The organism is Bacillus sp. FDAARGOS_527 (genome assembly GCF_003812125.1).
Taxonomy (GTDB): Bacteria; Bacillota; Bacilli; order Bacillales; family Bacillaceae_G; genus Bacillus_A; species Bacillus_A paranthracis.
On sequence record NZ_CP033795.1, the window covers coordinates 5076721 to 5098894 of the forward strand.

At 35.7% G+C, this 22174-nt stretch carries 24 protein-coding genes; 16 read left to right on the plus strand and 8 right to left on the minus strand.

Features of this window, described 5'->3' with window-relative positions; genetic code table 11:
• Window position 1 precedes the first annotated feature (1 nt).
• The 8 genes from EGX95_RS29010 to EGX95_RS29050 all read left to right on the plus strand — a co-directional run bounded on the left by EGX95_RS29010 (window position 2) and on the right by EGX95_RS29050 (window position 10459).
• Entirely contained in the window at window positions 2-196 is a 195-nt protein-coding gene (locus EGX95_RS29010) for an LSm family protein (protein WP_000899481.1), read from the plus strand.
• A complete protein-coding gene (locus EGX95_RS29015) occupies window positions 177-1757 on the plus strand; it encodes a glycosyltransferase family 2 protein (protein WP_001992447.1) in 1581 nt (526 codons plus the stop codon). Before EGX95_RS29010 ends, EGX95_RS29015 begins: the two co-directional genes overlap by 20 nt.
• Complete coding sequence (locus tag EGX95_RS29020; RefSeq protein WP_001103211.1) at window positions 1747-2991, plus strand: nucleotide sugar dehydrogenase; 1245 nt, start codon at window positions 1747-1749, stop codon at window positions 2989-2991. Before EGX95_RS29015 ends, EGX95_RS29020 begins: the two co-directional genes overlap by 11 nt.
• Window positions 2988-3953, plus strand: coding sequence for a UDP-N-acetyl-alpha-D-glucosaminuronate decarboxylase (locus EGX95_RS29025; protein WP_000037037.1), 966 nt, complete (start codon window positions 2988-2990; stop codon window positions 3951-3953). Before EGX95_RS29020 ends, EGX95_RS29025 begins: the two co-directional genes overlap by 4 nt.
• A complete protein-coding gene (locus EGX95_RS29030; RefSeq protein WP_001129993.1) occupies window positions 3946-5490 on the plus strand; it encodes a glycosyltransferase family 2 protein in 1545 nt (514 codons plus the stop codon). Before EGX95_RS29025 ends, EGX95_RS29030 begins: the two co-directional genes overlap by 8 nt.
• 339 nt (window positions 5491-5829) lie before the next feature.
• Window positions 5830-8079 carry a formate C-acetyltransferase gene (gene pflB, locus EGX95_RS29040; RefSeq protein ID WP_000195487.1) on the plus strand — a complete coding sequence of 750 codons (2250 nt, stop codon included), beginning with the start codon at window positions 5830-5832 and terminating at the stop codon, window positions 8077-8079.
• Window positions 8080-8148: 69 nt separating this feature from the next.
• Window positions 8149-8880 carry a pyruvate formate-lyase-activating protein gene (gene pflA, locus EGX95_RS29045; protein WP_000238472.1) on the plus strand — a complete coding sequence of 244 codons (732 nt, stop codon included), beginning with the start codon at window positions 8149-8151 and terminating at the stop codon, window positions 8878-8880.
• Window positions 8881-9292: 412 nt separating this feature from the next.
• Window positions 9293-10459, plus strand: coding sequence for a diglucosyl diacylglycerol synthase (locus EGX95_RS29050; RefSeq protein ID WP_000594713.1), 1167 nt, complete (start codon window positions 9293-9295; stop codon window positions 10457-10459).
• Window positions 10460-10824: 365 nt separating this feature from the next.
• Here EGX95_RS29050 and EGX95_RS29055 read toward each other — a convergent pair whose 3' ends face one another.
• The 4 genes from EGX95_RS29055 to EGX95_RS29070 all read right to left on the minus strand — a co-directional run bounded on the left by EGX95_RS29055 (window position 10825) and on the right by EGX95_RS29070 (window position 14030).
• Window positions 10825-10944 (minus strand): YfhE family protein, encoded by a 120-nt coding sequence (locus EGX95_RS29055; RefSeq protein WP_000358480.1) that lies wholly within the window; start codon window positions 10942-10944, stop codon window positions 10825-10827.
• 110 nt (window positions 10945-11054) lie between these two features.
• Window positions 11055-11612, minus strand: coding sequence for a GNAT family N-acetyltransferase (locus EGX95_RS29060; RefSeq protein ID WP_000914738.1), 558 nt, complete (start codon window positions 11610-11612; stop codon window positions 11055-11057).
• Between the two features lie 241 nt (window positions 11613-11853).
• On the minus strand, window positions 11854-12984 hold the full coding sequence (locus EGX95_RS29065; RefSeq protein WP_000698303.1) for an amidohydrolase: 1131 nt from the start codon (window positions 12982-12984) through the stop codon (window positions 11854-11856).
• 140 nt (window positions 12985-13124) lie between these two features.
• The gene (locus tag EGX95_RS29070; RefSeq protein WP_000684392.1) at window positions 13125-14030 is read right to left on the minus strand and encodes a TIGR01777 family oxidoreductase; all 906 of its coding nucleotides are present in this window, start codon (window positions 14028-14030) and stop codon (window positions 13125-13127) included.
• Window positions 14031-14111: 81 nt separating this feature from the next.
• Here EGX95_RS29070 and recX point away from each other — a divergent pair, with 81 nt between their 5' ends.
• Window positions 14112-14924, plus strand: coding sequence for a recombination regulator RecX (gene recX, locus EGX95_RS29075; protein WP_000268522.1), 813 nt, complete (start codon window positions 14112-14114; stop codon window positions 14922-14924).
• 9 nt (window positions 14925-14933) lie between these two features.
• Entirely contained in the window at window positions 14934-15251 is a 318-nt protein-coding gene (locus EGX95_RS29080; protein WP_001057035.1) for a YfhH family protein, read from the plus strand.
• A gap of 64 nt (window positions 15252-15315) precedes the next feature.
• Here EGX95_RS29080 and EGX95_RS29085 read toward each other — a convergent pair whose 3' ends face one another.
• Together EGX95_RS29085 and EGX95_RS29090 are read right to left on the minus strand one after the other, a co-directional pair.
• A complete protein-coding gene (locus EGX95_RS29085) occupies window positions 15316-15468 on the minus strand; it encodes a YpzG family protein (protein ID WP_000122093.1) in 153 nt (50 codons plus the stop codon).
• Between the two features lie 37 nt (window positions 15469-15505).
• Complete coding sequence (locus EGX95_RS29090) at window positions 15506-15664, minus strand: small, acid-soluble spore protein K (protein ID WP_000517891.1); 159 nt, start codon at window positions 15662-15664, stop codon at window positions 15506-15508.
• A gap of 121 nt (window positions 15665-15785) precedes the next feature.
• Here EGX95_RS29090 and EGX95_RS29095 point away from each other — a divergent pair, with 121 nt between their 5' ends.
• Complete coding sequence (locus tag EGX95_RS29095; RefSeq protein WP_000998157.1) at window positions 15786-16052, plus strand: YfhJ family protein; 267 nt, start codon at window positions 15786-15788, stop codon at window positions 16050-16052.
• A 24-nt stretch (window positions 16053-16076) separates the two neighbouring features.
• Here EGX95_RS29095 and EGX95_RS29100 read toward each other — a convergent pair whose 3' ends face one another.
• Entirely contained in the window at window positions 16077-17057 is a 981-nt protein-coding gene (locus EGX95_RS29100; RefSeq protein ID WP_000379127.1) for a metal-dependent hydrolase, read from the minus strand.
• A 149-nt stretch (window positions 17058-17206) separates the two neighbouring features.
• Between EGX95_RS29100 and mutY the strand changes: the two genes are divergently transcribed.
• On the plus strand, window positions 17207-18304 hold the full coding sequence (gene mutY / locus EGX95_RS29105) for an A/G-specific adenine glycosylase (RefSeq protein WP_000171400.1): 1098 nt from the start codon (window positions 17207-17209) through the stop codon (window positions 18302-18304).
• A 187-nt stretch (window positions 18305-18491) separates the two neighbouring features.
• On the opposite strand, the gene EGX95_RS29110 is transcribed toward mutY, so the two are convergent.
• Window positions 18492-18716: a hypothetical protein gene (locus tag EGX95_RS29110; RefSeq protein ID WP_000289263.1), complete on the minus strand. Its 225-nt coding sequence runs from the start codon at window positions 18714-18716 to the stop codon at window positions 18492-18494.
• Between the two features lie 125 nt (window positions 18717-18841).
• Between EGX95_RS29110 and EGX95_RS29115 the strand changes: the two genes are divergently transcribed.
• From EGX95_RS29115 to EGX95_RS29130, 4 genes are all read left to right on the plus strand, one after another.
• Window positions 18842-19123, plus strand: a complete 282-nt coding sequence (locus tag EGX95_RS29115) for a gamma-type small acid-soluble spore protein (protein ID WP_000039045.1) — start codon at window positions 18842-18844, stop codon at window positions 19121-19123.
• A 188-nt stretch (window positions 19124-19311) separates the two neighbouring features.
• On the plus strand, window positions 19312-19572 hold the full coding sequence (locus EGX95_RS29120; RefSeq protein WP_000997582.1) for a YgaB family protein: 261 nt from the start codon (window positions 19312-19314) through the stop codon (window positions 19570-19572).
• 251 nt (window positions 19573-19823) lie between these two features.
• On the plus strand, window positions 19824-20354 hold the full coding sequence (locus EGX95_RS29125) for a nucleoside tri-diphosphate phosphatase (RefSeq protein WP_000506628.1): 531 nt from the start codon (window positions 19824-19826) through the stop codon (window positions 20352-20354).
• Between the two features lie 54 nt (window positions 20355-20408).
• Entirely contained in the window at window positions 20409-22169 is a 1761-nt protein-coding gene (locus tag EGX95_RS29130) for an ABC transporter ATP-binding protein (protein WP_001161629.1), read from the plus strand.
• Window positions 22170-22174: the final 5 nt, after the last annotated feature.

Here is a 22174-nt window from a genome sequence, read left to right on the forward strand (position 1 = left end):
TATGTTATTTACTGAAGAATTACGTAACCATGTTGGTGAGCTAGTGCAAGTTGTGACAGCGGTCGAAATTGTTGCGGGTATTTTGTTATCTGTGACAGACGGGGCAGTAAGTGTTCGTACTTCTCCTTCTTATGGACCACCGGAAGATGTAGTTGTACGTATTCCTATCATTTCTTATGTTCGCTTGGAAGGGTAAGCGTGGTACAAGTATGAGGGTATCAGTTATTATTCCGGCGCATAATGAAGCGAGTACTTTATCACAAGTCTTAGTAGAAGTGGAGAAATTGAAACCATATGAAATTATCGTAGTAGATAATGGATCGACAGATGGAACAAAAGAAATAGCCTTACAACATCATTGCCATGTCATTTATTATAAATATTCTCTTGGTAATGATGTTGGACGGGCAATTGGTGCAAGAGAAGCGAAAGGCGACATTGTTTTGTTTTTAGATGGTGACATTGTCATTGATCATAGAGAGCTACAGCGTTTCATAAAGGGAATTCAGCAAGGTCACCAAATTGTTGTGAATAATTTAACATGGTCCGTTTATTTAAAGATGAGACCGCATTATACGACAGTTGGAAAATTTATGTTGAATCGTTATTTGAATAAAAAAGAGCTTGTTGTTGGATCTTTAATCGCAATTCCACATGCAATGAGTAGGGAAGTTATTCAGAAGTTTGGTTGGTGGAATTTAGCGGATCCAGCACTGTTTCAAGCGATGGCGATGTCTAGAGGAGTAGATATTGTCGATATGGCTTCAGTCGATGTCATTCATACAAATAAAGTTCGTCCTGTTCATACTGGTACATCACCCGGTTCTCCTTATCCGAAAGCGACTAGCCGTATTATGGGGGATCATTTACGTGCTTTGCAATACGTAATCGAAATATATGGTAAGCGTGGCGGCTTTTCGGAAGGAAAGAGGGATAGAGAATTTATAGGAAAGTATAAACCAATTTTATTACAAAGAGAAAAAGCAAAATATAGTGCGATTATCCCAGTATCAGAAGAAAAGACGACTATAAGATCTGTTATACAAGAAGTGAAAAAAGCAGGTATAGATGAAATTATAGTTGTTGCGAATGGAGCGGACGTTGAGACAGTTAAACAAGCAAAGCTAGAGAATGTCATTGTTATTGAATTTGAGGAAGCGCTCGGACATAATGTAGCCCGAGCGATAGGAGCTATGCATGCTATGGCCGATATTTGTTTATTTGTCGATGGTGATTTTGTTATTCCAGGGGAAAAACTAATTCCATTTTTACATGCTATCGAAGATGGAAATGATGTGGCATTGAATGATTTACAGTGTTTATTAGATATGTTTCATCCGGCAGACCCAATTAGCATGGGAAAATATTTTGTGAATTTGGTAGCGAAACGACCAGATTTATGGAATAACTCATTAACGGCAGTACCACATGCTATGCATAAAAAGGTAATAGAGAAAATCGGATATGATTCTCTTATCATTCCACCACTAGCTCAAATGAAAGCTATTTTGGAGGGATTTTCTATTACAGCGGTAGACTTTGTAGATGTCATAAAAACAAATCGAGTACGCCCAGAGCAACATGGATTTGTAAATGGGCGTATTCCAGCATTTGATCGTATTTTCGGTGATCAACTTGAGGCGATTGCATATTTATTGCAATCCACAGACGAACGCGGGAGTTTTACAGATGGAGAGCGGAATAGAAATATAATTCAACAATTGAGAAAGGAAGAAGAGAATACAGATGAATGTTAGTAGTACAGTTGCCATTATCGGATTAGGATATGTTGGTCTTCCTTTGGCAGTTCATTTTGCAGAGAGAGGACATACAGTGCTTGGATTAGATAAAGATGCTAGAAAAATAGAATCAATTATACAGGGAGAAAGTTATATTCCAGATGTTTCTTCTAAATCGTTACAAAGTTTATTGACTAGAAAAAAATTAATAGTAAATACACCGGATCAAGGTGTTGCTGATTTTCAAAATAGTGATTACGTTATTGTCACTGTCCCAACTCCAATTAATGAACAAAGAGAACCAGACTTAAGTGCCCTCATTTCAGCTTCGCATTATATACAACAACACCTTCAAAAAGGACAAACCTTCATTTTCGAAAGTTCCACATATCCAGGTACACTCGAGGAAGTTATCATTCCGATTATTTCTCAAACAGGAAAAAAGGTAGGAGAAGATTTCTATATTGGATATTCTCCTGAGAGAATTGATCCAGCTAATAGTCAATATTCAGTTCAAACGATTCCAAAAGTCATTAGTGGACAAACAGAAATGTGTAAACAAAAAGTACAGGCTTTGTATAGCACTATATTTGATGTAGTTGTTCCAGTTAGCTCTCCAAAAGTAGCAGAAATGTGTAAGCTATTTGAAAATATTCAGCGCTTAGTCAATATTTCATTAGTAAATGAGTTAAATACACTATGTGAAAGTTTAGGAATTGATTTTTATGAGGCACTTGAAGCGGCATCTACAAAACCATTTGGATTTACCCCATATTGGCCAGGACCAGGAATAGGGGGACACTGTATTCCGGTAGATCCTTTATATTTCCAGTGGAGAATAAAAAAGAATGGAGCAATGAGTCAATTAATTGAGGCGGCACATGTAATTAATGAGGAAATGCCAGAAAAAATGGTCCGGAAAGTAAAAGGTGTGGTGCAATCACCTGCAACGATTTTAATTGTAGGGATTGCATATAAAAAAGATGTAAATGACTTAAGAGAATCACCGGCGTTGCCAATTATTGAATTGTTAATAAAAGCAGGATATGAGATAGCGTATCACGATCCATATATTTCTTCTGCAAAATTTGGAGATAAGGTGTATCAATCTGTTTCTTTGGATGAACAAGTCGTTAAACAAGCGGATTGTATTTTAATTTTAACAGACCACTCTAATATCGATTGGAAGGTTTTTAAAGGGATAAAGCAAGTCGTAGATACACGTGGAATTATAAAGAAGGTGAGTGTATGAGTAAGAAATGTTTAATCACAGGTGGAGCAGGATTTATTGGATCGCATTTAGCTGAAGAGCTGGTGAAAAGAGGTTATGATGTCACTATCGTTGATAACTTCTATAAAGGGAAAAATAAATATCATAATGAGTTAATGAAAGAAATTCGGGTTATTCCAATAAGTGTTTTAGATAAAAATTCTATTTATGAATTAGTAAATCAACATGATGTAGTGTTTCATTTAGCAGCAATTTTAGGTGTGAAAACGACAATGGAAAAGAGTATAGAGCTTATTGAAACGAATTTTGATGGAACGAGAAACATTTTACAAGCAGCGCTAAAAGGAAAGAAGAAAGTAGTTTTTGCGTCTACTTCAGAAGTATATGGTAAGGCAAAGCCGCCCTTTTCTGAAGAAGGAGATCGATTATACGGTGCAACCTCTAAAATACGTTGGAGTTATGCAATTTGTAAAACGTTAGAAGAAACATTATGTTTAGGATACGCTTTAGAAGGTTTACCTGTAACGATTGTTCGTTATTTTAATATTTATGGTCCAAGAGCGAAAGATGGTCCGTATGCAGGGGTAATCCCACGATTTATCCGCGCAGCACTGCAAGGAGAAGACATTCTCGTATATGGAGATGGAAAGCAGACACGTTGTTTTACGTATGTAAGTGATGCGGTAGAGGCAACGATTCGAGCAATGGATGAGAAGGTAAATGGTGAGATTATTAATATAGGTTCTGAGAATGAAAAGAGTATAAAAGAAGTAGCAGCAGTAATAAAAAAATTAACGAATTCTTCTTCAAAAATTGTTCAAGTTCCTTTCGAAGAGGTATATCCACATGGCTTTGAAGAAATTCCAAATAGAAGACCAGATGTAACGAAATTAAGAGAACTTGTTCAATTTCAAGCAAAAGTAACGTGGGAACAAGGGTTGAAAGAAACTATTAAATGGTTTCGTGAAGAAAACAATGGCTAAGTCACTATCGATTATTATACCTGTATGTAATGAAGTGGATACGATTTCAGACGTTATTCAATCGGCAAAAGGATTAAATCCAGTAGAGATTATTGTAGTAGCAAACGGTTGTAACGATGGTACAGAAGAGGTTGCTGATCGTTTAGGGTGTAAAGTAATCAAGTATACAGAGCTACTGGGGAATGATGTGGGCCGTGCAGTTGGCGCAAAACACGCGATAGGTGATGTATTACTATTTATAGATGGAGATTTTGTTATTCAAACTTCAAAGTTACAATTATTCCTAAATCCAATTTTACATGATCAGGCCGACATCGTTTTAAATAATTTGGATGCATTATTTTTAAAGAAACAAAAACCGCACTCAGTGACAGTGTGGCGCCAAATATTAAATGCAATGTTAGAGAGTGAGGAGTTAAAAATTGACTCTTTATTATCTGTACCTCATGCATTGACGAAAGAAGTTGTTCAAAGCATTGGGTATGAATGTTTTGTTAATCCTATTGTCGCTCATTTACGTCTTGTTCAAAGCAAATGGAGAATTAGTCGACATTGTGCAATTGACGTTATTACACCAAATAAATTTCGGCCGACCGAGCATGCTGCGTATGGCACGGGTCTTTCTCATTCTGAAAAACGGATGATAGGTGACCATATAGAAGCTGTAGCGGAGCGAATAGTAGGTAGCGATGAGCGCGGAGGGTATTATGATGGAAATAGGAAAAGAGATAGTGTCTATCATACTTTAGATTTTGAAGATTTTTATCAAGGATGGGGCGTTACATCGAATTTGTATAAGGGAAAGCAATTATCGGTCATTATTCCTGTACAAGATGAAGAGAAAACAATTGGAAACGTTATAGAAGAACTTCGCAAAATTGAACCTTTTGAAATTATCGTTGTTGTAAATGGTTCGTCTGATCAAACAGCAACGATTGCAAAAGAAAAGGGAGCAACGACAATCGTATATAAAGAAGCACTCGGAAATGATGTGGGGCGCTCACTTGGAACGTATTTCGCAAAAGGAGAAATTGTATTATTTATAGACGGCGATTTTGTTATTCCAGCGAGTGAGTTATATCCTTTTGCGAAAGCTATTGCAGATGGAACAGATGTTGCATTAAATGATCTAAATCATTATTTAGATTTAAGAGTACCGCTTCATCTTGTAACTGCATTTAAATATGCATTAAATTTAGCTTGTGATAGAAAAGATCTAGGCGTAGGCTCTCTTATCGCTGTACCGAATGCATTTAGTCGTAAGTGTTTGAAAGAAATTGGATATAGATCTTTACTGGCACCGTGTGTAGCTCAAGTGAAAGCTATTCTTTCAGGATTTGAAGTTGCATGTGTAAGTCGTGTTGAAGTCGATAAGATGAACCGTATTCGACCCAGTGAACATTTTGCTAAAATAGGTCATCCACCAGCTGTACTTCGAATTATTGGTGATCATATAGAAGGGTTAGAGCAATTAATTGTATTAACAGGTAGTCGTGGTGGATTCCATGATGGAAATAGAAAAAGAGATATTTTATAGGTAACAAAAAAGTGTACAACATATGTACACTTTTTTGTTCTGTTATAAAAACTATAACAGATTAGGAGATAAGAGTATTACAGCTCTACAATGGGTATTGTTTTTATATTACAAAATAGGACTCGTATATAAGAATACCAAAAAAATACAATTAAGGAAAGGGTTAATTTTAAAGACTTTAAAATGAAGTTAACACTATGTATATAGTAGTTTGCTCAACATTTCACAAACATGTCACAACTATTTCGTTCACTTTCGTAAAAAAGTAGTATTCTAAGTGTGTAAGCTGTTATATAAAAAATCTTAGTCCTGTACTAATCAAAAATGGAGGAGATTAGGATGACTCAAGTATTAGAAAATGTTAAAAATGCATGGGAAAACTTTAAAGGTGAAAAATGGAAAGCAGAGATTGATGTTCGCGATTTCATTTTAAATAATGTAAACGTTTACGAGGGAGACGAATCTTTCTTAGCGGGAGCAACTGAAGCAACGAAACAACTTTGGGATCAAGTAATGGATTTAACAACGAAAGAACGTGAAAACGGTGGCGTTCTTGATATGGATACAAAAATTGTTTCTTCTATTACATCACATGAACCAGGATATTTAAATAAAGAGACTGAAAAAGTAGTCGGTTTCCAAACTGATAAACCATTTAAACGTTCTTTACAACCGTATGGTGGTATTCGTATGGCGGAACAAGCTTGTGAATCTTATGGATACGAAATGGATAAAGAGCTTAGTCGTATTTTTAGAGATTGGAGAAAAACTCATAACCAAGGTGTATTTGATGCTTATACACCAGAAATGAGAGCTGCTCGTAAATCAGGTGTTATTACGGGTCTTCCGGATGCATACGGACGTGGACGTATTATCGGTGACTACCGCCGCGTAGCATTATATGGAGTAGATCATTTAATTGAAGCGAAGAAAGCAGATTTAAATTTAACTGGCGGTGTAATGAGTGAAGATACAATGCGTTTACGCGAAGAGTTATCTGAACAAATACGTGCACTTCAAGAGTTAAAACAAATGGCTGCTTCTCATGGCTTTGATATTTCTAAGCCAGCAACAACTGCTCAAGAAGCATTCCAATGGTTATACTTCGCATATCTTGCAGCAATTAAAGAGCAAAACGGAGCTGCAATGAGTCTTGGACGTACTTCTACATTCTTAGATATTTATATTGAAAGAGATTTAGCAAATGGTACTTTAACAGAAGAAGACGTACAAGAAATTGTGGATCACTTCATTATGAAATTACGTCTTGTGAAATTTGCAAGAACACCTGATTATAATGAATTATTCTCTGGTGACCCAACTTGGGTAACTGAGTCTATCGGCGGTATGGCATTAGATGGCCGTCCATTAGTAACAAAGAACTCATTCCGTTTCTTGCATACACTAGATAATTTAGGACCAGCTCCAGAACCAAACTTAACAGTTCTTTGGTCTAAACAATTACCACAGAACTTTAAAAACTACTGTGCGAAAATGTCTATTAAAACATCAGCAATTCAATATGAAAATGATGACATTATGCGTGCTGACTACGGCGATGACTACGGGATTGCTTGTTGTGTATCTGCAATGAGAATCGGTAAACAAATGCAGTTCTTCGGTGCACGTGCAAACTTAGCAAAAGCATTGCTATATGCGATTAACGGTGGTAAAGATGAAAAATCTAAAGCACAAGTTGGTCCTGAGTACGCACCGATTACTTCTGAAGTATTAGATTATGAAGAAGTTATGCATAAGTTTGATATGACAATGGAATGGTTAGCGGGTCTATATTTAAACACATTAAATGTTATTCACTACATGCACGATAAATATAGCTATGAACGTATTGAAATGGCACTTCACGATACAAATGTTCTTCGTACAATGGCAACAGGTATCGCGGGTCTATCTGTAGTAGCAGACTCTTTAAGTGCAATTAAATACGCAAAAGTAAAACCAATTCGCGATGAAAACGGAATTGCAGTTGACTTTGAAATTGAAGGAGATTTCCCTAAATACGGTAACAATGATGACCGTGTAGATGAAATTGCTGTAAATCTTGTGAAAACATTTATGAATAAACTTCGTAAACATAAAACATATAGAAATTCTGTTCATACAATGTCAATCTTAACAATCACATCTAACGTTGTATACGGTAAGAAAACTGGTAACACTCCAGATGGTCGCCGTACTGGAGAACCATTTGCACCAGGTGCGAACCCGATGCATGGACGTGATACAAAAGGTGCGTTAGCTTCATTATTATCTGTAGCTAAATTACCATATGAAGATGCACAAGATGGCATTTCTAATACATTCTCTATTATTCCAAAAGCACTTGGTAAAGAGGATGAAGTACAAGTACGTAACTTAGTATCAATGCTTGATGGTTATGCAGTAAAAGAAGGACATCACTTAAATATTAACGTATTTAACCGTGAAACATTAATGGATGCAATGGAACATCCTGAGAAATATCCACAATTAACAATTCGCGTATCTGGTTACGCTGTAAACTTTATTAAATTAACTCGTGAACAACAAATCGATGTAATTAACCGTACAATGCATGAAAGCATGTAAATGAAAAAAGTGTCCCTCTGCATTTTATAAATAGCAGAGGGAGGCTGTTTCAATAAAGGAGGAAGTAACATGGTAAAAGGAAGAATTCATTCTGTAGAGTCTTGTGGTACTGTTGATGGCCCAGGAATTCGTTATGTCATATTTACACAAGGGTGTTTATTACGTTGTCAATATTGTCATAATGCTGATACGTGGGAGATCGGTAAAGGAAAAGAAATAACAGTCGAAGAAGTAATGCAGGATGTGACATGTTACCTTCCTTTTATTGAAGCTTCCGGAGGCGGTATAACAGTTAGTGGTGGGGAACCATTATTACAACTAGATTTCTTAATTGAATTATTTAAGAAGTGTAAGGAAATTGGAATTCATACAACAATTGACTCTTCGGGTGGTTGTTATTCTGAAGAACCAGAATTCCAAAATAAGCTAGATATTTTAATGGAGTACACAGATTTAGTTTTATTGGATTTGAAACATATTGATTCAAAGAAACATCGTAAATTAACAGGAAAACCAAATGAACATATTTTACAATTTGCTCGTTATTTATCGGATAAAAATAAACCGATTTGGGTACGACACGTATTAGTTCCTGGTATTACTGATAATGAGGAGGATCTACAAAAACTATCTAGTTTTATTCAAAGTCTGTCTAATGTTCAGAAAGTTGAAGTGCTACCATACCATAAGCTTGGTGTATATAAATGGGAGGCACTTGGGCATAAGTATCCACTCGCAAATGTAGAACCGCCTACTGAAAAAAATGTAGAAGAAGCAAGACATATTTTACAAGCAGTCTAATCCAAATGTTGGGTTAGGCTTTTTGCTTTCTTTACAATAAAACCTAGAGTATATATGGAGAAAAGAGTATACTGAAAATAGAATATCCATATTTTTGTAAGGAATAAGTGGAGAAATTTACATAATTGTAAAGGGAAATCAAAATAGTAAAAAGAATTAAGAAGTAAAAGAGTGAGTATCATGGAATAGAGAACATTTGTAAGTTATTGCGAAAGCTCTTATAGGAAAGTATAATGTAAAGATATGAGCACAGATAGGATTAAGGGGTCAATCTTATATGCTTTGCATATCCACGACAGGTACATAGCTGAAAGAGAAATATTAGAGTCTGTTTATGTAATTTTTAAGGAAAATGTTTTTCCTATTGTCGTATATGCAATATGGAGAAACAATAAGCTAGGAGTGGATTTGTTTGATAAAAAACCCCAAGGTTTTAATATTAACTGCACATTACGGAAACGGTCATGTGCAAGTAGCGAAAACATTAGAACAAACATTTCGCCAAAAAGGAATTAAAGATGTAATTGTATGCGATTTGTTCGGAGAATCACATCCGGTTATAACCGATATTACAAAATATTTATATTTAAAAAGTTATACAATAGGAAAAGAATTGTACCGCTTGTTTTATTATGGCGTGGAAAAAATTTATGATAAAAAAATAGCATCTTGGTATGCTAATTTTGGAAGAAAACGTTTGAAATTACTTTTACAAGCGGAGAAACCGGATATTGTTATTAATACGTTTCCGATTATAGCTGTACCAGAATTAAAAAAGCAAACAGGTATTTCAATTCCTGTGTATAACGTATTAACGGATTTCTGTGTGCACAAAATATGGATTCATCGGGAAGTAGATCGTTATTTTGTAGCAACTGATCACGTAAAAAAAGTTATGGTTGATATTGGTGTGCCTGCGGAGCAAATTGTTGAAACTGGAATTCCGATTCGTAGTAGTTTTGAGTTAAAGATCAATTCAGATATTATATATAATAAATATCAGTTATGTAAGAATAAAAAGATTTTACTAATTGTAGCAGGTGCTCATGGAGTATTAGGAAGTGTAAAAGAACTATGCCAATCATTTATGTCAGTACCTGATTTACAAGTAGTTGTTGTTTGTGGGAAAAATGAAGCGTTAAAACAGGATTTGTTAGGGTTACAGGAAAAAAATCCTGATGCATTAAAAGTATTTGGTTATGTAGAAAATATTGATGAACTATTCCGTGTTACTTCTTGTATGATTACAAAGCCAGGCGGTATTACGTTAAGTGAAGCGGCAGCATTGCAAGTACCTGTCATTTTATATAAGCCTGTTCCAGGACAAGAAAATGAAAATGCGATGTACTTTGAAAGAAAAGGGGCTGCAGTTGTCATTCGTGATGATAGTGAGGTTTTTGCAAAAACAGAGGCGTTATTACAAGATGATATGAGGCTTCTTCAAATGAAAGAAGCGATGAAAAGCATTTATCGTCCAGAGCCAGCTGATCATATTGTGGATACAATTTTGGCAGAAAACCATGTAGAACCGAATCATATACCTATTAAATCACCTGCTCTTGCACAATCATTTACTTAATATGAAACCCTCTTTTGTATGTTTAAAGAGGGTTCTTTATTATTTTCGAAGATAAAGACTTATCCACATGAAGAGTGCGCTTTCATTAAACAGTAAAGTCGGAATATTAACAACTATATCCACATTATCCACAATTTTTAGAAAAATATCCACAATTCTAACATTTGATGTGCGTTACGATATATAAACTGGTGAAAGGTTTGCCTAATTTATTCACAATTCTATAAATTATGTGGATAACGTTATCCACATAAAAAAGGTTCCTTATTTATAAGGAACCTTTTTCCTACTCTATCACGTAGAAAAAATATGTAATGAGAATGAATAATTAGGGGGGGGAGAACTTCTAATTATTCATTCTCACTTTAAATACTTTTCGAGCGATAACCCGCTGCGCGATCTGCTTTACGAAATTCTCGTTGGTAGAGAACTTCTTGTGTACTAGATAATGCGTTTTTTGCTTTATCACGTTTCTTTTTATCCATTACAAATCACCTCGTGTCCTAAAGTCACTATTTATCGTTTCCAAAGACATGGGGTGATATACGTATATATCAAAATGTTAATGGTTAATTATTATTTCTGAAAATTTAGATTATGCTTCTTTTAAGTGATGAGAATCTTGGAACGTTGTATCTCGCATTGTAGCAAGTGTATATTGATCTTTTGGAATTTCATATAAGTTATATACTTCTTCATTTGCGTTAATTTCATCATAAACGGCCTTTCTTGTTTCGTTTGCTAGGTTTACATATTGTAATTTTTCTGCAGCTTTAATAGAACGAATATTTATTTTGCGAATACGCATAAAGATCGTTTCAATATCTAACTCGTAGAAAAGTTCGCTAAAAAATGAATCTTTTGCCAATTTATTGTAGCCTTTTCCGTGATAAGGTTTGCCAAGCCATGTTCCAAGGAATCCGGCTTTTTCTTGCACATCAAATAAAGTAATTGTTCCGATAGGGTTACCCCATTCATCTAAAATTGTGCGTGAAATTAATTCCCCACGCTCTTCAGCTTCAATCGTTTGTTTCGTTAAAAATAAATATTCCTCATAAGAATAAGCCTTTTGACGCACAAAAGGGAAGACAGCTGGATCCACCATTAACTCGTATAGAACGTGGCTGTCGTGTAAGTCGCGTTTTTTCAACATACTAACTCCTCCTCACACGAGGGTAGCATGACGAAAAAACACCCCACCCTCGAAATTTTTATATCAATCTTTAAAAAATTTCGGGGTGGGAATCGAACCCACTAGAACCAGTTTCTAACGCTGGTGGCGCACCATTTGCCTTCCCCATTCATCAATTTGAAAATGATAATCACGACACAAATTGATTATGGTTTCATTCAGTTTATAATCGTATAATACTTTATCTAGTCAAAAAAATAAACTAGTTTTTTTTATTTTTTTTGTAAATTATTTTTCCATCAATCATAGTTAGTACAGGCTTGGCTAAATAATGGAAAGGATGATGGGTCCAGAGCACAAGATCAGCGTCTTTTCCAGCCTCAATGCTTCCAATTCTATCCTCTAAACGTAAATTTCGCGCTGGAAATATAGTGATTCCTTCTAGTGCAGTTTTTTCGTCTAACCCTTCCCTTACTGCGACAGCAGCACAAACATTTAAATATTGAATGGGTGTATAGGGGTGATCTGTTGTGATGGAAACTTCCACTCCATTTTTTGATAATATATGGTAAGTATCCCATGTTTTATTTTTTAGTTCGATTTTAGAACGGCGTGTAAGCGTGGGGCCAACTGAAACCTTCAAATTGTGTTTTGAAAGTTCTTCAACAATAAAGTGTCCTTCTGTACAATGTTCAATACGTAAATCAAGATTGAACTCTGTTGCAAAGCGTAGAGCGGAACTAATATCATCTGCTCGGTGAGCGTGGATACGTACGGGTATTTCACGGCGTAATGCTTTTAAAATAGGAAGCATTCGAAAATCTGCTTCATGCCCGTAGTGCTGTGCTTCATAAAATGATTCCCGAAGTAATCCCATAATTCCCATACGCGTAATGGACTCTTTTGTGCCATTACTATGGACTTTTTTAGGATTTTCGCCAAAGGCAATCTTTAAGCCAGCAGGTTCTTGAATGATCATATGATCAATACAAGTTCCGGCTGTTTTTATTACACAAGTCGTACCACCGATAATGTTTTGACTTCCTGGCATAACGTGAACAGTTGTAATTCCATTTTGTACCGCATCTTGAAATGCAATATCCAAAGGGTGGATTCCGTCTAAAGAACGAATATGGGGTGTTGAAACTTCAGACGTTTCATTTGCATCATTGCCAGCCCAACCAGTACCTTCATCATAGAGACCAAGATGGGTATGGACATCAATAAATCCAGGTAAGAGATGAAGAGCACGTGCGTCTATAACTGTCATATCTTGAGTAGGTTGAATGGAAGGCTTGACCTCAGCAATTTTTTCTCCTATAACGAGTACATCCCCTTGAAATTTTTGGGATGTAATAGGATAGACAATGGCTTGTTTGAGCAATATTTTCATAGGTACCTCATTTCTGTTACTTTATAATGTTAATGGAATGTAAGGGAAAGTAACTGAAAGATTATTTGTGTAATAATGCTCCGGATGCTAGAAAATAAAAGTTTTGAAAGGGCCCTCTGTAAAACTGTGTTTTAGAAGTACTACATTGTATGCGAAAGTATATTTTGTAATGCATGGTCTATTGACGGAAATGTGTATTGATACCCATACTCAATTGCTTTACTAGGTAATACATGTTGCCCTTCTAGTACAAGTATGCTCATCTCACCTAATAAAGCATGAAGCATAAATGAAGGGACAGGTAACCAATGAGGTTTTTTTATTATAGTTGCAATGATTTCTCCAAATTCCTTCATTCTTATAGGATCAGGAGCTGTAATGTTAAGAGGTCCATCAATTTCTTCTTTGTGTATGATGAAATCAATCATGGAAGCGACATCGTCTATATGAATCCATGATAACCATTGATTTCCAGATCCAACTGTACCTCCGATATAGAATTGATAGGGAAGTAGCATTTTTGGAAGGGCTCCTCCGTCTGGACCTAATACGACTCCGAATCTTGCATAGATTGTCCGTATTCCGAGAGCACGTGCTTTAGATGCTTCTTGTTCCCATGAATATACTGTATTTGCTAAAAAGTCATTTCCAGGAGTCACATGCTGTTCTGTAAAAGACTCGGTTTCAGACGTTCCATAGTATCCAATTGCACTTGCGTTAATAAATGTGTGTGGTTTTGTAGGGAGTGCCTGCAATTGTTTAATGAGTCCTTTTGTTGTTTGAATTCTACTGTTTAAAATGACTTTCTTTTGTTTCTTTGTCCATCTACTATTAATAGACTCTCCAGCTAGATTAATAACTACATCAATAGAAGAGAGGGGGAAGGTTTGTAAATCTGGTGTCCATTGTACATACTGAAGGTTAGGATCGGAAGTTTCAGCAGTTTTTTTTCGTGAGAGAATGTAAACAGTATATCCTTTTTGAATAAAAAAGGTAGAAAGGTATTTACCTATAAAGCCGGTACCACCAGAAATTGCGATTTTCACAATTATTTCCTCCTCATTATATATATTCTTGAAAAGCAAAAACGTTCCTTGACTATGTTAAAATAATAGAGAGGTGAGAGTATGGCTGTCATTACAAAAATAGAAGTGCAAAAACGATCGAAAGAACGGTTTAATATTTATATCGATAAAGGTCAAGGTGAAGAATACGGATTTAGTGTCAATGAAGTAATCTTAATAAAACATGGATTACAAAAAGGCTTAGAAATTGATGAAATAGCGTTAGGAAATATTTTGTACAATGAAGAGGTACAAAAAGCATATTTACAAGCAATCTCCTATTTATCCTATCAAATGAGAACGAAACTAGAAATAGAAGATTTTTTACGAAAAAAAGAAGTTGGACAAGCCATCATCTCTGAGGTCGTTTCGAAATTATTACATGACCGATATATTAATGATAAAGAGTATGCTATTTTATATACGAGAACGCAAAGTAATGTGAATCGAAAAGGTCCAACGGTTATTAAAAGAGAGTTGTTAAATAAAGGTGTTCAGGATTTAATTATTACGCATAGTTTACAAGAATATCCGAAGGAAAAGCAAATTGAGAATGCTTTAATTCTTATAGAAAAGAAGAAGAAATCTTATCAAAAGCATTCCTTTTTACAAATGAAGCTAAAGTTAGACGAAATGCTGGTTCGTAAAGGATATTCTAGAGATGTGATTCAAATTTGTTTAGAAGAATTGAAAGACGAAAAAGATGACGAAAAGCAACGAGAAGCGTTACACTATCATGGGAATAAATACTATGAAAAATATAAGAAGTATGATGGATGGACATTTGAAAATAAGATGAAACAAGCGTTATATCGCAAAGGATTCTCTATCGATGAGATAGAGATATTTTTGCAAATGAAACGCGAAGAGGGATGAGGGAATAAAATGAATATGCCAAAACGCTACAGTGAAATGACACCATATGAGCTAAGGGAAGAAATTGGGGTTTTGAAAGAGCAAGCAATAAAAGCTGAGCAACTTGGAATTGTAAATGAGTTCGATGTATTAATGCGAAAGATAGCAATGGCTCGCGCTTATATGACTGACATAAACAAATTCCATATTGGTGAAACGTATGAATTAGTAGAAGAACCTGGTATATTATTTGAAATTACGTATTTCAATGGGGTATTTGCTTGGGGACATAAGCAAAATGATAATGAAGAGATCGGAATACCGATTTCTTTATTACAAGAAAAATGAAAACCAGAGAGCGAATATCTCTCTGGTTTTCATCTTTGGTAGGCGTTACAGGAGATAGGAGATTCTAAAATTGGCGTTTTTTACATTCATTCGCCAAGATAATGAGAGACTGGGTTTGTTGCGTCTGTCCGTTAACTTGCGCTTTTGCATGTTTCGGACGAGTCCACGTATGGTTAAATAATTCAGAACGACTATCTAAGCGATCACGGTAGCTCATCTTTATCACCTCGTGTAGGAAGTTGAATTACTTTGTACTACTCTTCCTGCTGATTTGCAGCACGCATACGTTCTTGTGGGTGCGTGTTAATTGTGCCGTTAGGTCGCTTCGAAGCGAAGCGTGATTTCGCTTTCGGTTGACCGTCGATTTTGCTGTTGTTTTTTGACTCAGACCAAAATTCGGCTTGTTTACCCATTGCGAACGCCCTCCTCATCATCAGTTGATACCTCTTGAAGAAGTATCAATTATAGAATGTGCAAAATAGAAGAAACTATCCTTTAGAAATGAAGGGATAATTAGGTAAAGGAGATTAGAACATGAATGATATTTATGAAGCATTAACGAAAGAACTATTAGACAAAAATGACAAACTTTCTTACGCGCAAGCTCGTGCGTGGGTTGAATTACTGTGGGAAGATTTTCAAACAACTTATGCAAAATCAGGTCGTTATCAAGGAGAAGAAATGACTGAACAAGTGGTGCGATCATGGATTAATAATCATGGAGGACGCCTTCATGAAATGCGTACAAATAATCCGAAATATAGCCATCTAATCAATCAAGAAGATCATTTGAAACATTAAAAAAAGCGACTGAAGTCGCTTTTTTTAATGTGGAAGTAACTCCAGTTTTTTTCGAAGTTTTTCTTCACTAAAAATCCATCCTGTATAGGAACTAATAATATTTAAATTATGATCGAGTTGAACGATTGCAACGAATGGATAATAGTCTTTACTGCGATATCGCAAATCAATGAATCGAACTTCATAATAATGATCATAATCGAAAATGTCCCAGCGATATACAGGGGAGAAAGATAAAAATGCTGAGATGTTTTCATCTTGTTTAGCTGCGCGCATAATAGCATTATCTGGGAACGGTACCCGATCAAACTTATCATATACCATGATGTTACCACGATGCCATCTAGCAACGTAGTAATAATTGGTTGTAACGATTGCTAAATGATAATGATAAAATCGATAAGAAGGAGAAATAATTATCTTCTCAACATGTTTGAAACGTTTTTGTACAACGCTTCTTATATTTCTATGCATCATAATCCGTCCGATGTAGTAAACAATCATTAATATATACGCTGCTAAGGCAGTATATCCTTTATGGGAACCTACGAGCATACAAGCAATTGCGAGTATATGGATAAAGAAAATGACGGTATCAAATGTATTAATGATGCCGAGCGCTACCCATTTTTTTGTGAAGGGCCGTAATGCTTGTGTACCGTAGGCATTAAAAATATCTACAAAGACATGAAGAAAGACGGCAATAAAGGACCAAAGTAGTAGATGCAAATATGGAGCGTCTGAAAAGAAGGCGAAAGAGATGCCACTTATAAGGAATGACCAAAGAATCACTGCAGGAATGGAATGAGTAATCCCGCGATGATTTCTTATATATTTAGCGTTATTACGCAATTTTAAAACTGTATCGATATCAGGAATATTAGAACCAGCAATTGTAGCGAGCATAACTGCTTGTGGCCCAATATCACTTTGTGCTATGGCTGGATCTAACGTGGCCAAGCTGCCTAGAGTAACGCCCATAACAAGGTGAGTGGCTGTGTCCATAGAAATCCACCTCCGTTTTTTATTAATGTAACTCTTTTTATTCGATACCTCAAGTCCTTTGCCTTCTATTTCCTATGTCATCTTACTTAAATTTTTTCCTAAAATCTTTATAATAGTACTTATATGCAAAAAAATGAGGGGGATCAAGTTTGACACTTGAAATATTAAATAATTTTAACATAGAGCAGTTTCAAAATGATTTAATTGGTTGGTTTGAAAAAGAGCAACGCGACTTACCGTGGCGTAAAAATAAAGATCCATACCGTGTTTGGGTTTCGGAAATTATGTTGCAGCAAACTAGAGTGGAAGCTGTAAAACCATATTACGCGAATTTTATGGGGAAGTTTCCTACTCTAGAAGCTTTGGCAAATGCTGATGATGAAGAAGTGTTAAAAGCATGGGAAGGTTTAGGCTATTATTCTAGAGCGCGAAATTTACATGCAGCCGTAAAAGAAGTAAAAGAAGTATATGGCGGGATTGTGCCAAGTGATATAAAGAAGATTGAGAAATTAAAGGGAGTCGGTCCCTATACAAAAGGTGCTATTTTAAGTATCGCATATGGTATACCAGAGCCGGCAGTTGACGGAAATGTTATGCGTGTATTATCTCGCATTTTATCAGTATGGGATGACATTGCAAAACCAAAAACGAGAAAAGTGTTTGAAGAGATTGTGCGTGAAATTATTTCGGCTGAAAATCCATCTTATTTTAATCAAGGTTTGATGGAATTAGGAGCACTGATTTGTATTCCTAAAAATCCAGCATGCTTACTTTGTCCTGTACGTGAGCATTGCAGGGGATATGCTGAAGGTGTTCAAAAGGAATTACCAGTAAAAAGTAAAGCGAAAGCCCCTACGATGGTACCGATCGTTGCAGGAGTACTTCAAACTGAAGATGGTCGTTACGTCATTAATAAACGTCCAAGTACCGGTTTATTAGCTAACATGTGGGAGTTTCCGAATATTGAACTTGGCGAAGGGATTCGAAGTCAGAAAGAACAGCTTACAGATTATATGAAAGAAAAATTTGAGCTCTCGATTTCTATTGATGAATACGCAATGAATGTACAACATACATTTACACATCGCACATGGGATATATTCGTATTTTACGGAAAAGTAACTGGTGATATCGTTGAAACAGATACATTGAAATTTGTATCGAAAGAAGCATTTGAGCAGTTACCTTTCTCTAAATCTCATCGTACGATTTATGAGAATTGTGTTGAGAAAATTACAATGCAATAAAGTGAAACTTTAATCAGTGGGGGTTTTCTTTATCCCCCACTGATTATCAGCCCTCACCAATCGGACTTTTATGGGCAGCCCGACCCCCACCTCACTTCTTTGCTTTCGCTGCATTTTGAGGTGGGGGTCTTACTGCCCATTAAAGCGGGATAAACAAAAAAGTGTTCCCTAGATTGGGAACACTTTTTTAATCGTAAGAAATTTTTGTCCCATGAGTCCAACTAGCATCACCTTCTTGTAAGCCGCCTCTTGATTCAATTTCTATTACAATTTCTTTGTAGATACTTTGACCTTCTGCATTTAAATACGGCAGAATCTGTTGTAATGAATGATGAAAATAAGCCAATTCATCTTCTTTCCACTCACTTTTTGAAACCATCGTTAGTTCAGTCATATCGCGTCCTACATACATATTCCCACCTCCATTTTCTATAGTTTGAATGAGTAACAAGAGATATATGCGGAATTTTTTCAAAAGAAAATTACGGATAGCTTCTAGTTGAATTGGTTACATTATTGATTGTGGAGGTGAGAAAGATGAGTAAAAAACAACAAGGTTATAACAAGGCAACTTCTGGTGCTAGCATTCAAAGTACAAATGCTAGTTATGGTACAGAGTTTTCAACTGAAACAGATGTGCAAGCAGTAAAACAAGCAAACGCACAATCAGAAGCGAAGAAAGCACAAGCTTCTGGTGCACAAAGTGCAAACGCTAGTTATGGTACTGAATTTGCAACTGAAACAGACGTGCATGCTGTGAAAAAACAAAATGCACAATCAGCTGCAAAACAATCACAATCTTCTAGTTCAAATCAGTAATGAAAGAAAAACACTTCTCTAATTCGAGAGAAGTGTTTTCTTTGTGCTTTGGTCATGGGAATGAAAATAAAACGAACGACATAACTTCTAATAAGTCAACAAATGTAGTCAAAGGAGAAGGAAGTTAAAGATTAGAAATATGTAATGAGGAATAATAAATGATAAATAAGTCCAAAAGGGGGTAAGTAATGAACGATTTTGATAAGTTGGTAGGAGAGCAATTGGAAACGATGGATGAGTTGTTGAAGTTACAAGCTCACCTAGAGAAGTATCAGCAAATTGAAATGAGCGAAAAGGATACGTGCGATAAAAAGGAATTACATTTTATCCGCCAAGAAATATATAGAACAGAATTAGCGCTCAAGCTATTACATGAGAAATTTGAAGAGCAAACAAATAGTGTGATTCAATCTTTTGAAACTGAAAAAATGATTTCAAATTTAGGATAAGGTATATTGTTGCCTTTAGGTGAAAGGTCCTTCTGTACATGGAAATGAGGAAGGACTTTTTTTATTCTCATTTCTTCCTTTATAAAATGTTAAGTGAAGATCCTTGTTTCTTAATAGGATTAAGGATATCGTATTCAGTGTAAAATATAGAGTCTTATCGCTTTAGTTTTAAAATTTCGACAAAAAAGTTATAATAGAAAAAAAGTGAATGCAGTTCAAAGGGCATTTGCAGTTGAAGGAAGGGAGCATATATGGGATTTCCCAAAGAAGGAGAAAAAGTACAAATACATAGTTATAAACATAATGGCTCCATTCATAGAATGTGGGAAGAGACAACGATTTTAAAAGGGACACAAAGTCTTGTGATCGGAGCAAATGATCGTACAGTAGTGACAGAATCAGATGGCCGAACATGGATTACTCGTGAACCAGCAATTTGTTATTTTCATGCAAACTATTGGTTTAATGTAATTGGAATGTTAAGGGAAGAGGGCGTATATTATTATTGTAATTTAAGCTCACCTTTTGCATATGATTCTGAAGCGTTAAAGTATATTGATTATGATTTAGATATTAAAGTGTATCCAGATATGACATATACACTTTTAGATGAAGATGAATATGAAAAACATAGTCAAATTATGCAATATCCACCTGTAATTGATACGATTTTAAAACGAAATGTAGCACAACTAACACAATGGATTCATCAAAGAAAAGGGCCATTCGCACCAGACTTTGTAGATATGTGGTATGAGAGATATTTAATGTACAGAAATTAAAACAAACCTGCAGGGGATTTCCCCGCAGGTTTGTCCTATTAGAGGGGGGATTATGTGCAAGGTATAAAAAGATATTTGCAATTTGTTAAACCATATCGATGGCTTATTGCTATTACGATTATGATTGGTCTAGTTAAATTCGGCATCCCGCTCATTATGCCGTGGTTATTAAAGTATATTATTGATGATGTCATTCAGGGCGGAGGGTCACTTCAAGATAAGACGTCCCAACTAGTAACAGCGATTGGGATTGCTTTTTTTATTTTTGCAGTGTTAAGACCACCGATTGAATATTATCGTCAATATTTTGCACAGCGTATCGCAAATACAATACTATATGATTTGCGAAAACATATTTTTGGTCATTTACAAAAGTTGAGTTTACGTTATTATTCGAATACAAAAACAGGGGAGATTATTTCGCGCGTCATTCATGATGTAGAACAAACGAAGGATTTTGTAATTACTGGTTTGATGAATGTTTGGTTAGACACGGCAACAATTGCTATCGCTATCATTGTTATGTTTTCTATGAATATAAAATTGACATTTGTTGCGCTATTAATTTTACCTATTTATGTAGTGGCAGTGAAATATTTTTTCGGGCGTCTTCGAAAATTGACGAAAGAGCGTTCACAAGCGTTAGCAACGATGCAAGGGTATTTACATGAACGTATTCAAGGGATGCAAGTGACACGTAGCTTTGCATTAGAAGAGTATGAAGGGAAGCAATTTGAAAAAAGAAATAATGAATTTTTGACGAAAGCGTTAACACATACGAGTTGGACGGCGAGAACATTTTCGGCAGTAAATACGTTAACAGATTTAGGGCCGTTACTCGTGATCGGTTTTGCGGCGTATGAAGTGATTCAGGGGCAGTTAACCTTAGGAACTATGGTTGCCTTTGTTGGATATATGGATAGTTTGTATAGTCCACTTCGCCGCCTTGTTAATTCCTCTACGACATTAACACAGTCTTTTGCATCGATGGATCGGGTGTTTGAACTGTTAGACGAAAAATACGATATTGTGAATGTACAAGGTGCGGTACAAACGAAAAAATTAAATGGTGAAGTGATATTTGATAATGTATCTTTTCGTTACAACTCGGATGAAAAAGAGGTATTACATAACCTTTCGTTAACTATATTGCCAGGAGAGAAGGTAGCACTTGTAGGAGCGAGTGGGGGAGGGAAGTCATCTCTTGCTAGTTTAATCCCGCGTTTCTATGATGTCTCTTCAGGCACAGTTTATGTAGATGGGATAGATGTTAGAAAGTATGATATGAGAAATTTACGTAGTCATATTGGAATTGTACTGCAAGATAATTTGTTATTTAGCGATACAATCGGGGCAAATATTTTATATGGGAATCCGAAAGCTACAGAGGAAGAAGTAATTGCAGCTGCCAAAGCTGCGCAAATTCATGATTTTATTATTGAGTTACCTGATGGTTATGATACTGTCGTCGGGGAACGCGGTGTGAAGTTATCTGGTGGGCAAAGGCAACGTGTAGCGATTGCACGCGTGTTTTTAAAGAATCCATCGTTACTTATATTAGATGAAGCGACTTCCGCTTTGGATCTAGAAAATGAACGATATATTCAAGAGGCGCTTCAAACGTTAGCTGCTGATCGAACGACGATCATAATTGCACATCGATTGGCGACGATTACGCATGTGGATACGATTATTTACATTGAAGATGGTGAAATTAAAGAAACAGGATCTCATGAAGAATTAATGAAAAAAAGAGGATATTACCACAATTTATATCAACTTCAACATATAACAGAAACAGCTCCTTTAGCGTAAAAGGA